Source organism: Acinetobacter sp. YH16056_T, from assembly GCF_024605895.1.
Lineage (GTDB): Bacteria > Pseudomonadota > Gammaproteobacteria > Pseudomonadales > Moraxellaceae > Acinetobacter > Acinetobacter amyesii.
Map to the genome: position 1 here is coordinate 664,643 of NZ_CP094545.1, position 11,809 is coordinate 676,451.

The following is an 11,809-nucleotide window of genomic DNA, read 5'->3' on the forward strand; positions in this document are numbered from 1 at the left end:
GAGATCTGTAAATTAACCTGTGTGATCGAGTCGCGTACCAAGGGTTTCGAGATGCATTTCAAACTGACCTGTTTTGCGGTCAGCAAAATAATGCCGCAGCGTTCTTTCCACACTTGGAAAGGCTAAATCATCCCAAGGAATATCTTCTTCACTAAACAATCGTGATTCAATGGTTTCATCACCCGCACCAAATTCACCATTGATTAGTTCAGATTTGAACAAGGCATAAATTTGCCCAATACGGGGAATGTTATACATGCAATATAGTTGCTCAATGTTGACTTCTGCTTCGGCTTCTTCGCGAGTTTCACGCGCTGCACCTTGCTCCATTGTCTCATAGAGTTCCATATAGCCAGCGGGTAATGTCCATAGCCCATAACGTGGCTCAATCGCACGACGGCAAAGTAAAACTTGATTGTCCCAAACGGCTAAAGCACCACAAATAACTTTAGGATTCACATAATGAATAAACCCACATGCGGTACAAATACGGCGTATCTGATGATCTCCAAGCGGGATCGCTTCTTTTGTTTTTTGTCCGCAGTTTGAGCAAAAGTTCATATTCATCGTCATGGATTGTGTGAACCGTCAGAATAACTTAAAAATAAAACTTTGGCATCATTTCTAACCAGCTTGGCCGAAATTCAGCTATGATGAAAATAAGATAATTATAAGGATGTAATGTGGATGGATGAGGGTTTATTGACTCAGCGATTGCAGCAAAGTTTACGTTTTTCTAAGCGTATTCAACCTGCGCATGCTGCTGTATTGATTGCGATTACCCAAGAAGATAATCCACGTATTTTATTGACCCGCCGCTCGCTCTATATGAATAATCATGCCGGTGAAGTGTCCTTTCCCGGTGGCAAACGTGATGCTCAAGACACCAGTAATATCGTGGTGGCTTTAAGAGAAGCTCAAGAAGAAACCGCTCTAAATCCATTTGATGTGCAGCTTTTGGGTGATTTACCGATGCAAAAAGCACGGAATGGGATGTTGGTTAAACCGATCGTGGGATTGATCCCGCCTGACGTAAATTTAATACCTCAACCCACTGAAATTGACCGTATTTTTTTTGCATCATTAAGACAGCTTTTAGAAACACCGCCAACGCCATATGAAGTTCGTTTTGCCCAGCAATCGCTTTATTTTCCCAGTTTAAGAATCGAAAACGAAATCGTATGGGGCTTGACTGCACGGATGCTGATTTCCTTATTTCAATATGGTCTGAATTATCAAAAAGAATGGCCTTTTTTATTAAATTCTCCTTCATTTCATTTGGGCCGTGAGCCATAAATCATTTTTAGAAAGTCAAAATAGGATGTTTGATCATGTTGTACAAATTTCAAGGATATAGCCCGAAAGCCACGCATCAACCTTGGGATGGTTGGGTTGCAGAAAATGCAACGGTCATTGGGCAAGTTGAATTAGGCCGAGAAGTGAGTGTCTGGTTCGGAGCCGTCATTCGAGGGGACAACAGTCGTATCAAACTGGGTGATTTTACCAATGTACAAGAAAATGCGGTGCTGCATACCGATGCGGGCATTGAAATGATCATTGGCGATTATGTCACGATTGGGCATCAAGCCATGCTACACGGATGTACCGTAGGCGATAATAGTCTGATCGGAATCAATGCCGTGGTTCTAAATCATGCTGTGATTGGTAAAAATTGCATCATTGGTGCGAATGCTTTAATTCCAGAAGGGAAGGTGATTCCGGATAATTCTGTTGTGATGGGTTCACCGGGTAAAGTCGTCAAGACTTTAGATGAACAAGCCGAAGCACGTCTAAAAATGAGTGCCATGCAATATGCCGCTCATTTTAAACATTTTACTCAACTCGAAGTCGCTGAACTTTAGAACGCTATACATGGTAAGCAAAAAAGCCTCGACGTTTGTCGAGGCTTTTTTATAGATTAAATACAGAAAGCGCTGAGTCTGTGGTGGAAAATCTCGCGAACTGCGATGGAGTGGAGTATCATATTCAACGTTTTTTAAGATTAAATTTAATTAAGGTTGCGCATGAAATTACTGGCATTGGAAACTGCCAATGAGCAGTGTTCCGTCTCGATTGTAGATGAAACTCAAGAGCTTTATTTTCAACTCGATTTACGGGCAAAAGCGCAGACGCAAACCATTCTCCCAATGATTGAGCAAGGGCTTAATCAAACTGCTATTGAGTTAGCGGGTTTAACTGCGATTGCCTTTAGTCGTGGGCCTGGCTCATTTAGTGGTGTTCGTATTAATGCAGCGGTAACACAAGCCTTGGCATGGGCCAATGACGTACCTGTTGTTCCAGTATCAACTTTGCAAGCTTTGGCTCAAGCGGCGCATCGTGTACATGGTTTGACTGAAGTAACGGCAGTCCTTGATGCACGCATGCAAGAAGTGTACATCGCAAGCTATCAACTCGATGCCAATGGCATTATGCAGGCTGTAGATGAAGAACAACTATTAAGCTACGCAGATGCCACACCGCAGATCAAATTTACCGTTGTGGGTTCTGGTAGTGAGCTCATTCAATCAGAACAAACACAATACAAAGACTTAAGTGCAACAGCACAAGATATTGCTACTATTGCCCGCGAAGCGGCGCAAAGAAAAGCATGGGTGAGTGCTGAACTTGCATTGCCCGTATATTTACGAGATAACGCCTGGAAGAAAATTTCAGAACAAGGCAAGCCATAATTAGGGTTATATATGGATCTTCTACTGCTGCTCAAAGCGGCAATCATGGGTATTGTTGAAGGTATTACCGAATTTTTACCGATTTCAAGTACAGGGCATTTAATTCTGGCTTCAGAATTAATGAACTTTTGGACCAAAGAAAAAAGTGATGTTTTCGTGATCGCAATTCAAATGGGTGCGATTGCTGCGGTGATTTATGAATACTGGGGCCGCCTGTGGGGCGCAGCAACCGGTATGGTGACTGGCGAAGAAAAAGGTCGCCGTTTAGGTTTTGGCTTAATTCTCGCTTCGATTCCAATCGTGTTGATTGGTTTGACGTTTGGTCAGACGGTGAAAGAGCTACTGTTCAATAACATTGCGATTGCTATGGGGTTGATTATCGGTGGTTTGATCATTATTTGGATCGAAAAAAATCCACCGCAGGTGCGTGCCAAAGAAGTAGAAGATTTAACCATTAAAGATGCGATTTGGATTGGTTTAATTCAAGTTTTATCTTTAATTCCTGGGACTTCACGTTCAGGTGCAACTATTATTGGTGCTATGTTCTTAGGGGTTTCTCGTAAAGCAGCCACTGAGTTTTCATTCTTTTTGGGTATTCCTGTTATTGTCGGTGCAGGTTTACTGGATTTATATCAAAGCTATGATGTATTTCAAGGCACTCAAGATTGGACGGTAATCGCCGTTGGTTTAATCGTTTCATTTGTCTCTGCATTGATTTTAATTCGTGCGCTTGTCGCTTATGTGGCAAAACGTGATTTCATGATTTTTGCGTGGTATCGAATTGTTTCAGGTTTATTGATTTTATTGTTCGCATTTACAGGCTGGAAATTATGGTAAGCGAAATCCGCTTATACACAGAACAAGAGTTTCATGAGAAAGCACAGCAGTATTCTGCTGTGCTTTCTTCACGTGGTGTATCTTTAAATATTGAATTGATTGAAAAATTAAACGCGCGTTTTTTACGTTTAAACTCTGAACTCAGTTTGTGTGTCGATGCAGATGGTTTGTGGTTAGCGGCCAATGGCATGAAGATGCAACCCGATTGGAAAGCAGAAGTGGGGCGTTTAAAGCGAGCATCCTTAAAGTCTGAGATGATTGCACGTGCGTGTAATTTGGCTGAAAAACCACAGCTTGTAGATGCAACCGCAGGGCTAGGGCATGATAGTTTATTGATGGCCCATTTGGGTGCGCATGTGACCCTTGTGGAACGTCATCCAATTTTATTTACCCTATTGGAAGACTCACATCAACGTGCGCAGCAAGATGCGTTTTTAAGTTCGGTTGTAGCTCGAATTGAATTGGTCTTTTCAGATTCGGCAGATTATTTGAAACATTTGTCGACGACCAATCAAATCTTTGACGTGGTTTATCTCGATCCGATGTTTCCGCAGCGAGATCAAAACCAGCAAGCCGTCAAAAAGCAAGCTCAGGTCAAAAAACAAATGCAATTACTGCATTTGCTGTTACCTGAAGATGGTGAGATGGATTTAGGTGATAATTTACTGGATTTAGCACAAAAAATTGCTAAACGTGTCGTGGTTAAACGTCCACGATTGGCGGTTTTTTTAGCGAATCAAGAGCCACAACATCAGTGGCAAGGTGATGCTTGTCGCTTTGATGCATATTTCCAACATGATCTTGTGACTTAAAATGATATTTGCTTCAATATTGTTCAAAGATTTGTTATATAGTTAAAAAATAGCATTGCTAAAAACGACATCAGGCATAAAATTATTTGTGCAATTAAGCAAGCCAAGGCCACCATCAGAACTCTATGATTGATTTCAAACCCTCCATCAATTTTTGGCATGATTTTAAAAGCAACCAAACTGCGGGGATGTGGTTATTTTTGGGGTCTCGTCGTTCTTTACAAATCGTTCGACCATCGATTTTACAATTGGTGTTTTGGGGGATTTTAGGTGGTTGTGCCAACAGTTTATTTAGTTGGCTCAGCACGGGGCGTATTGGCGAATTTAATGCCCAAGGTCTCATTAGCTACGCATTGTGGCCATTTATTGCTTTAATCGTGGGGATTTTCCTGTCACAACGTGTGAATAATCCACGGTTAATGTTGGTCCCAGCATTGCTTTGGTTGGTGCTTGATACGCACATCATGTTGTTTCAATGTTTGATTCAATATTTGGGAGATCTCGATTTTCTTCCATACTTCTTGTACGACTACATTCCAACGTTATTCATTATTCTATTTGTTTGGCAAAGTCTGGCTGTCGTTTGGGTATTTTCACGTGAGCTGAAATGGCCATGGTGGGAGCGAGCACTGATTATGGGTGCGACGCTATTTACTTTGGTCGTGTGGCAAGTCTCAGTCAAAGATCAGCCGATTTGGAAAGTGGAAGAAGTTCCACCAAGCTTTGCTGAAGATGCCTTCTATGCACAAAGCCGTTTGCTCAATAAATCTTTAGACGCAGTGGAATATGGTGAATTTGCTCAATCCCATTGGTACTTCTTAGGGGTGGCGGGTGCGAGTTATCAAGATGTCTTTAAACTGGAAATTGAACGGATTAAAGAACAGTTTGATACACGTTTTGGCACCTATGGGCGTTCGGTTGAACTTATCAATAACCCTGCAACACGCACTGAAATTCCGCTGGCATCTAAAACCAGTATGGAGTTGGCGCTGCGTCGTATCGGTCAGCAGATGAACCGAGAAAGTGATGTCTTATTTTTATATATGACCTCACATGGTTTACCAAATGTCTTTGAAATGGAAAATGCACCTTTGGATTTGGCGCAAGTCGATCCTAAATGGTTAAAAGAAGCCTTGGATGCGTCCGGAATTCGTTGGCGTGTGATTGTGATTTCTTCATGTTATTCAGGAAGTTTTATTCCAGCACTACAAAATGATAATACTTTAATCATTACTGCATCGGCAGCTGATCGACAGTCTTTTGGCTGTTCGAATGAAGCTGAATACACCTATTTTGGCCGAGCGTTCTTTGATCAGGCGATGCGTGAGCAGACCAGTATTCAAGCGGCATTTAATGAAACCAAAGCGACTGTTGCGAAATGGGAAGCAGCGCAAGGTTTCGAACCTTCTGAACCGCAGTGGTCGATGGGGAAAAACATGGCATTAATGTTGCCTCAATTAGAACAACGATTGTTCCCGCCGACAACTACTGCACCGGCTACGACGGTTACGCCTTAAAAGATTAAAAAAGTTTAGGATAAAGATCATGGAATTAGTACAACGAAATACTTGTTTTGCTGGTGAGCAGCGCATTTATCAATTGGATTCTTCAAGTCTAAAGACCGCGACAAAGTTTGGTATTTTTCTGCCAGAAGTAGCCTTACAAGGCCAAGCGTGTCCTGCATTGTTTTATTTGGCGGGATTAACCTGTACTGAAGAAACCTTTGCCATTAAAGCGCATGCTCAGCGTTTAGCTGCGCAGCTTGGCCTGATTTTAATCAGCCCTGATACTTCTCCACGTGGGGAACAGGTAGCACAAGGTGATCATTGGGATATTGGGCAAGGCGCAGGCTTTTATATTAATGCAACGGAACAACCGTGGGCCGAGCATTATCAAATGGAACGTTTTATCACTGAAGAATTGTATTCGTTGGTACAGGCTAAATTTCCGGTACAAAAAGGTGCGATTGGCATATTCGGACATAGTATGGGCGGTCATGGGGCATTAACTTTAGCGTTGAAGCATCCTGACCTGTTTAAATCGGTTTCTGCTTTTGCACCGATTTGTGCGCCGAGTCAGTGTCCATGGGGCGAAAAAGCCTTTAATCAATATCTAGGTTCAGACCGACAGCAGTGGCTTCAGCACGATGCTACAGCTTTAGTGAAATCTAAAGGGGCTTTGTTTAAAGCCATTTTGATTGACCAAGGTATTGATGATCAATTTTATAGCCAGTTAAATCCGATGTTGTTTAAGCAAGCGTGTGAGCAAGTTGGGCAGCCACTCGAAGTGCGTGAACATGCAGGCTATGATCATGGTTATTATTTTATTCAAAGTTTTATGGATGATCATTTGCAATTTCACGCTGTCCAATTGCAAACAGCGGTTCATTAATTCTAAAGCCAGTGGTTAAAAAAATATTGAGGCACAGCTTGCTTTGATATACGTATAAATAAGGCATGGTGATGAGCATTGCCATGCAAATGAATAAATTCGACATACCAAAAAAAATAATTTAGGGTACTTATGCAAAATTCACAATTGGAAACGCCGCTTCCGCCAGAGCTGCCCGTGATGAATCCACCGAGTCTATTTGGTGAGACAGAACAGGCTGATATTTTGGGAAGAAATTATCATTTTAGGTTTAAAGGTAATGCATCTGAATATTTCGGTATTTGGATTGTGAATATCTTACTGACGATTGTCACGCTTGGACTTTATGCGCCTTGGGCAAAGGTCCGCCGTTTACGTTATTTTTACGGTAATACTTGGGTATTTCAGCGTCGTTTTGACTTTACCGGTTTGCCTACAAAAATTTTAGTTGGACGAATCATTGCGTTAGTGGTCTATGGTGGTTTCTCTTTTGCTATAAAGTATTCTTGGGAAGCTTTCTTAGCGGGCTTTGTCCTGATCTTCTTTGCGGTTCCTTGGCTCATTCGATCTACGATTCGTTTCCGTGCTCGCAACAGTAAGTTTAGTAATAGCCGATTCTTTTTTTCAGGGACAAATAAAAGCGCATATTGGTGCTTTGTTAAATGTCTTGCGGTGGTTGTCTTTACCCTTGGATTGTTTACACCAGTTGCGGTCTGGCTATATAAACGTGAATGTCTGAATCATTTGTATCTGGGGCAGTTGAAATTTAATCTGAATAATACGTGGGGCGATTATATGCGCGCCATGTATGTGCCTTTATTTCTGTTTATGGGCTTTGGTGCATTGCTGGCAGTAATCTTTGCAATACTGTTTGGTAGTTCAGATGGTTTAAATGACGCATCTTATGTCTTCATTATTTTTGGTATGTATTTGATTGGCTATATGTTTATTTGGCCACTCACAGCTGCACGTATTTTTATTACCACTTGGAATAACACCACGTTGAGCCGCAGTCAGTTTCATACGGACTGTAATCAATGGCGTTATGCATGGATTGTCTTGAGCAATTGGTTGGCTAAGGTGATTAGCCTCGGTTTACTGACACCATGGGCAGTTGTGCGACTATATAAATATCAGACGGAATCTTTGCATTTAATGTTGGTCGATGATCCAGACCAATTACAAAATCAAATGCAGCAAGATCACAATGCGATTGCTGAAGAATTATCCGATATTTTTGACCTAGATATTTCCTTATAACACAGGTGAATTACATGAAAACATCAGTAGTGAATGCAACCTATTATGATGGGAAAGTGTCAAAACCCTTTGTTGCTCAAATCAGCGCAGATGGGGAACATGCCGTGATTGTGCGTTATGGTCAAGACCTAGAACAAACGCAGCATTACACCTATCAAGATATGACGCTGATCGGTGCTTTAGGTGATATTCAGCCAGTGATCGAGTTAAAGGACGATGCTCGTTTAGAGTTTCATCAACCCTTGCCGGAGTGGTTTAATCTCGACGTAAAGTCGCGTTGGCATTCGATTTGGAAATTAGAGCGTTCACCTTCTCTAATCATTTTTAGTGTGATTTTTGTGGTGGCTTTTGCTTTTGTCTTGATTAAATGGGGCATACCTGCGGCGTCACATGTGGTGGCCAATCAACTGCCTGAGACCGCTTTAACGAGTTGGGGGGATCAGGCGGAAAAATATATTATCGATATGACTGAACCCACAAAATTGCCACAAGCACGCCAAGACAAACTGAAACAAGAATATCAACAATTGGTGGCTGAAAATCGTCCTGCGAAGTTGTTATTCCGCGGTGGTGGTAGCATCGGTGCAAATGCATTGGCGATACCCAATAACACCATTATCGTGACAGATGAGTTGGTTAAATTAGCGAAAAATGATTATGAGCTCATAGGTGTGCTTGCCCACGAGCAGGGGCATTTAGTTCAACGCCATAGTTTGCAGCAAAGTTTGTCAGGTTTAGGCATCAGTATTATTTTGTTGATGATTACAGGGGATGGCTCAGATATTCTCACCAGTTTACCGGTTGCTGCGGTAGGTGCAAGTTACTCACGAGACTTTGAATCTGAAGCAGATTTATACGCCCTAAAACAACTTTCAAAACATCAAATTCCAACGGCACATTTTGCAAACTTCTTACAACGTATGGAAGATGAAGCTGACGGTGAAATAGCAAAAGAGAAAGGTGCAAAGGATGAAACTGCCAAAGATCAGAGATCTTGGACAGATTTCTTTGAGTCACATCCAGCGACGAAAGCCCGTATTGATGCAGTTAGAAATTATCAATCACATCAGCATTGAGTGAAAGGCTTTGACAATATGGCGACGTAGACTACGGTTCGCGTTGCCATGTTGCACTGAGTTCTTCTTGTCCCATACGGATCAAATGATCTAAAACCACATGTTCCAATTGATCTAGATTTGCACTTGGATCTTGGGCTGAAATTACTACATCTAAAAAAGCAGCTTGTGGTAAAAGATTGACCTCTGCAGAGGGTAGTTGAATCTTGAATGCAGTATTTTCTCCAATGAGCTGTTCATTGACTTCAAATTTATGTTTCCAATGATTGACTAGGCGTTTAGCAACACGCGCTGCTTGGGCGGTGGTGATGTGTGTTGAACTTTTCATAGATGCAATTTTATTATTAAGTCGTCAGTCCTTTAACTTAGCAAAGTACATAGATGCCCGTTAAGTCTAAAAATGCAACGCTGTGTTTCTATCCCTGAGATCTTTATCCATATTAATCACTGATGTTACGCACGCAAAAAATAATTTTGCATTTTTAAAATGATATTTAAGTCAATTCGACTGAGTCTTACATCTAGGGCTTAAATAAAGGGATTAGCCTTCGGCTGGAGGTACTCTTACGAAACGATGATTCTCATTAGGCAAAATGAGAAGCGAAGCTTCGCAAGGAAACCATCTTGCAGAGCAATGCTCCTCACCGCAAAACTCGCTTTCTAGCGTCTATTTAATTAAAGTATTGCAAAAACATTTTTGATTAGAAGTCGTGCTGTCTCAAACAATTGCGGATGACGTTACCGCGTATCGTTCTTTTATTTGAATCAAATTTCGGTTCTGATGTTATTGCGTAATATCAGTTCATCCTAGGTTTCTTTATTATAGAGATCTCAATCATCGGCATCGAAAAAACGACTAAGGGCATGGGCAGCGAATAGGGGGACAATTTGCTATAATGCGTCAATCACTCCCTTTTCAAAGCTAGGTTTTTCATGTCCAAGCCATTCTTAATCGCACCTTCAATTTTGTCAGCAGACTTTGCGCGCTTAGGTGAAGAAGTTGAAAATGTTCTAGAAGCCGGTGCAGATGTTGTTCATTTCGATGTCATGGATAATCATTATGTACCGAACTTAACTTTTGGTGCGGGCGTTTGTAAGGCATTGAAAAAATACGGCATTAAAGCGCCAATTGATGTGCATCTAATGGTTTCACCGGTAGACCGTATGATTGGCGATTTCTTAGACGCTGGTGCAGATATCATCACTTTCCACCCCGAAGCAACTGACCATATTGACCGCTCTTTACAGTTAATCAAATCTGGTGGTGCGCAAGCGGGCTTGGTGTTTAACCCTGCGACACCTTTGCATTATTTAGACTACGTTTTAGATAAAGTTGACCAAGTCTTGTTGATGAGTGTGAACCCAGGTTTTGGCGGTCAAAAGTTCATTCCAATGACTTTAGAAAAGCTGCGTCAAGCACGAAAAATTATTGATGCTTCAGGCCGTGATATTCGCTTAGAAGTGGATGGTGGTGTTACCCCAGCCAATATCCGTGACATTGCTGAAGCTGGTGCAGATATGTTCGTTGCAGGTTCAGCGATTTTTGGTAAGCCTGATTATAAAGCTGTGATTGATGACATGCGTTCTGAATTGGCAAAAGTGCATGCTCAAGAGGCTTAAGCCTTTGGGTATAAGTTATTCATGGCTTGTGGATAACTTTATGGATAACCGTATGGATATCTGTGTAGATAAGTATATGGATAACTTGAATAAATTATAAACGATTGTGCATCAATGGTTTAATAATTAGACGTATTAAGTATAAAAAGGACTCAATTGAGTCCTTTTTTTATGGGGTAAAGTGTTTGAAATACTGTGTATTTATTAAACTAAGGTAAATAATTAATCAGTTTAAAAAATAACTTTTATGTTTTAACTGGGCGATATGCACTGATTTTTATGACAGCGCAATAAATTTAAAACTGTTGTGAATAACTGCACAATTAATTATGCTGTTATCAACTATTGAGATAAGCTGCGACTGGCAAAACACATCATAGATCGCACTAGATAGTGCTATTAGATATTTCTGAATGTATCGTTCATGATGGATAAATAGGTCGAGCTGAATGTCATGTTGATACGAATGTCATGTGATTGAGTTGAGTCATAAATAACATCATCATGGTGTTTCATGCGGATTTCAGCTGAGCTGATCGCGTGATGTTTTTAAAGATGTTTTAATAGGGACATGTTGTCACAGTGCATCATTGGGTTGAATTAGGGTACTAAATTGTTCAATTTTTTGCGTAAGCATCTTGGCTTTGTTTGGCTCATGGCGTTCGTCATGGGGTGGAGCAGTGTGGTCAGTGCACAGCAAAATTTTCAACATCAACAAATGATGACTGCGAATGCCCATCAGGCATCATTTCATGCAGCACATACTGATCCTTCACATTTAACTATGGCAAATTGCCATCAAAATCAGCGGCAAGCTGTTCCTGAGCATGCAGCACATCATGGCAAGCAAGCAACACCTGACGTCATTTCAATGATGGATTGTCATCAATCTTTAGATGCGACATCTGCACTGCAAGATGGTCAGGTGCATCATTCAACGACACAAAGTACAGACTGTCAGGACTGTACACTCGCACATTGCCAAATCAGTACCTCTTATCTCGATAGCGCATTGGTTGCATTGCAAACCGTCAATGTGCATCTTTATGCAGAACCTCCTCGTTTTATTTTTGCTGGACAGCATTTAAAAGGCTTTTGGCAAGAAATTCTAAGACCTCCGCAAGCTTAACCTGAGTTTTAAATA

General features: G+C 41.3%; 13 protein-coding genes. 11 read left to right on the plus strand and 2 right to left on the minus strand.

Going from position 1 to position 11,809, the window contains the following annotated elements:
- Positions 1-12: 12 nt before the first annotated feature.
- Positions 13-561 carry an NUDIX hydrolase gene (locus MST17_RS03240; RefSeq protein WP_078192366.1) on the minus strand — a complete coding sequence of 183 codons (549 nt, stop codon included), beginning with the start codon at positions 559-561 and terminating at the stop codon, positions 13-15.
- Between the two features lie 126 nt (positions 562-687).
- Here MST17_RS03240 and MST17_RS03245 point away from each other — a divergent pair, with 126 nt between their 5' ends.
- From MST17_RS03245 to MST17_RS03285, 9 genes are all read left to right on the plus strand, one after another.
- Complete coding sequence (locus tag MST17_RS03245; RefSeq protein ID WP_078192365.1) at positions 688-1,296, plus strand: CoA pyrophosphatase; 609 nt, start codon at positions 688-690, stop codon at positions 1,294-1,296.
- Between the two features lie 35 nt (positions 1,297-1,331).
- Positions 1,332-1,862, plus strand: coding sequence for a gamma carbonic anhydrase family protein (locus tag MST17_RS03250; protein ID WP_180026917.1), 531 nt, complete (start codon positions 1,332-1,334; stop codon positions 1,860-1,862).
- Positions 1,863-2,024: 162 nt separating this feature from the next.
- Positions 2,025-2,690, plus strand: a complete 666-nt coding sequence (tsaB, locus tag MST17_RS03255; RefSeq protein ID WP_078192363.1) for a tRNA (adenosine(37)-N6)-threonylcarbamoyltransferase complex dimerization subunit type 1 TsaB — start codon at positions 2,025-2,027, stop codon at positions 2,688-2,690.
- Positions 2,691-2,702: 12 nt separating this feature from the next.
- Positions 2,703-3,527: an undecaprenyl-diphosphate phosphatase gene (locus tag MST17_RS03260; RefSeq protein ID WP_078191179.1), complete on the plus strand. Its 825-nt coding sequence runs from the start codon at positions 2,703-2,705 to the stop codon at positions 3,525-3,527.
- On the plus strand, positions 3,521-4,339 hold the full coding sequence (locus tag MST17_RS03265) for a class I SAM-dependent methyltransferase (protein WP_218949201.1): 819 nt from the start codon (positions 3,521-3,523) through the stop codon (positions 4,337-4,339). Before MST17_RS03260 ends, MST17_RS03265 begins: the two co-directional genes overlap by 7 nt.
- Before the next feature lie 125 nt (positions 4,340-4,464).
- Entirely contained in the window at positions 4,465-5,856 is a 1,392-nt protein-coding gene (locus MST17_RS03270) for a C13 family peptidase (RefSeq protein WP_168378508.1), read from the plus strand.
- 28 nt (positions 5,857-5,884) lie between these two features.
- Positions 5,885-6,730, plus strand: a complete 846-nt coding sequence (gene fghA, locus MST17_RS03275; RefSeq protein ID WP_180026916.1) for an S-formylglutathione hydrolase — start codon at positions 5,885-5,887, stop codon at positions 6,728-6,730.
- A 132-nt stretch (positions 6,731-6,862) separates the two neighbouring features.
- Entirely contained in the window at positions 6,863-7,969 is a 1,107-nt protein-coding gene (locus MST17_RS03280) for a YjgN family protein (protein WP_180026915.1), read from the plus strand.
- Between the two features lie 14 nt (positions 7,970-7,983).
- Positions 7,984-9,045 carry a M48 family metallopeptidase gene (locus tag MST17_RS03285; RefSeq protein ID WP_180026914.1) on the plus strand — a complete coding sequence of 354 codons (1,062 nt, stop codon included), beginning with the start codon at positions 7,984-7,986 and terminating at the stop codon, positions 9,043-9,045.
- A 31-nt stretch (positions 9,046-9,076) separates the two neighbouring features.
- Here the strand turns inward: MST17_RS03285 and MST17_RS03290 are convergent, their stop codons facing one another.
- Entirely contained in the window at positions 9,077-9,373 is a 297-nt protein-coding gene (locus tag MST17_RS03290; protein WP_168378512.1) for a DUF2218 domain-containing protein, read from the minus strand.
- 605 nt (positions 9,374-9,978) lie between these two features.
- On the opposite strand from MST17_RS03290, the gene rpe reads away from it, so the two are divergent.
- Both rpe and MST17_RS03300 read left to right on the plus strand, forming a co-directional pair.
- A complete protein-coding gene (rpe, locus tag MST17_RS03295) occupies positions 9,979-10,665 on the plus strand; it encodes a ribulose-phosphate 3-epimerase (protein ID WP_168378513.1) in 687 nt (228 codons plus the stop codon).
- A gap of 613 nt (positions 10,666-11,278) precedes the next feature.
- Complete coding sequence (locus tag MST17_RS03300) at positions 11,279-11,794, plus strand: hypothetical protein (protein ID WP_180026913.1); 516 nt, start codon at positions 11,279-11,281, stop codon at positions 11,792-11,794.
- Positions 11,795-11,809 lie beyond the last annotated feature (15 nt).

What these genes read in the sequence shown, in the direction of transcription:
- MST17_RS03280 (WP_180026915.1), top strand. Translation starts at nt 6,863, where the DNA reads ATGCAAAATTCACAATTGGAAACGCCGCTTCCGCCAGAGCTGCCCGTG.
- fghA (WP_180026916.1), top strand. Translation starts at nt 5,885, where the DNA reads ATGGAATTAGTACAACGAAATACTTGTTTTGCTGGTGAGCAGCGCATT.
- MST17_RS03290 (WP_168378512.1), bottom strand. Translation starts at nt 9,373, where the DNA reads ATGAAAAGTTCAACACACATCACCACCGCCCAAGCAGCGCGTGTTGCT.
- MST17_RS03265 (WP_218949201.1), top strand. Translation starts at nt 3,521, where the DNA reads ATGGTAAGCGAAATCCGCTTATACACAGAACAAGAGTTTCATGAGAAA.
- MST17_RS03240 (WP_078192366.1), bottom strand. Translation starts at nt 561, where the DNA reads ATGAACTTTTGCTCAAACTGCGGACAAAAAACAAAAGAAGCGATCCCG.
- rpe (WP_168378513.1), top strand. Translation starts at nt 9,979, where the DNA reads ATGTCCAAGCCATTCTTAATCGCACCTTCAATTTTGTCAGCAGACTTT.
- tsaB (WP_078192363.1), top strand. Translation starts at nt 2,025, where the DNA reads ATGAAATTACTGGCATTGGAAACTGCCAATGAGCAGTGTTCCGTCTCG.
- MST17_RS03285 (WP_180026914.1), top strand. Translation starts at nt 7,984, where the DNA reads ATGAAAACATCAGTAGTGAATGCAACCTATTATGATGGGAAAGTGTCA.
- MST17_RS03260 (WP_078191179.1), top strand. Translation starts at nt 2,703, where the DNA reads ATGGATCTTCTACTGCTGCTCAAAGCGGCAATCATGGGTATTGTTGAA.
- MST17_RS03245 (WP_078192365.1), top strand. Translation starts at nt 688, where the DNA reads ATGGATGAGGGTTTATTGACTCAGCGATTGCAGCAAAGTTTACGTTTT.
- MST17_RS03270 (WP_168378508.1), top strand. Translation starts at nt 4,465, where the DNA reads ATGATTGATTTCAAACCCTCCATCAATTTTTGGCATGATTTTAAAAGC.
- MST17_RS03250 (WP_180026917.1), top strand. Translation starts at nt 1,332, where the DNA reads ATGTTGTACAAATTTCAAGGATATAGCCCGAAAGCCACGCATCAACCT.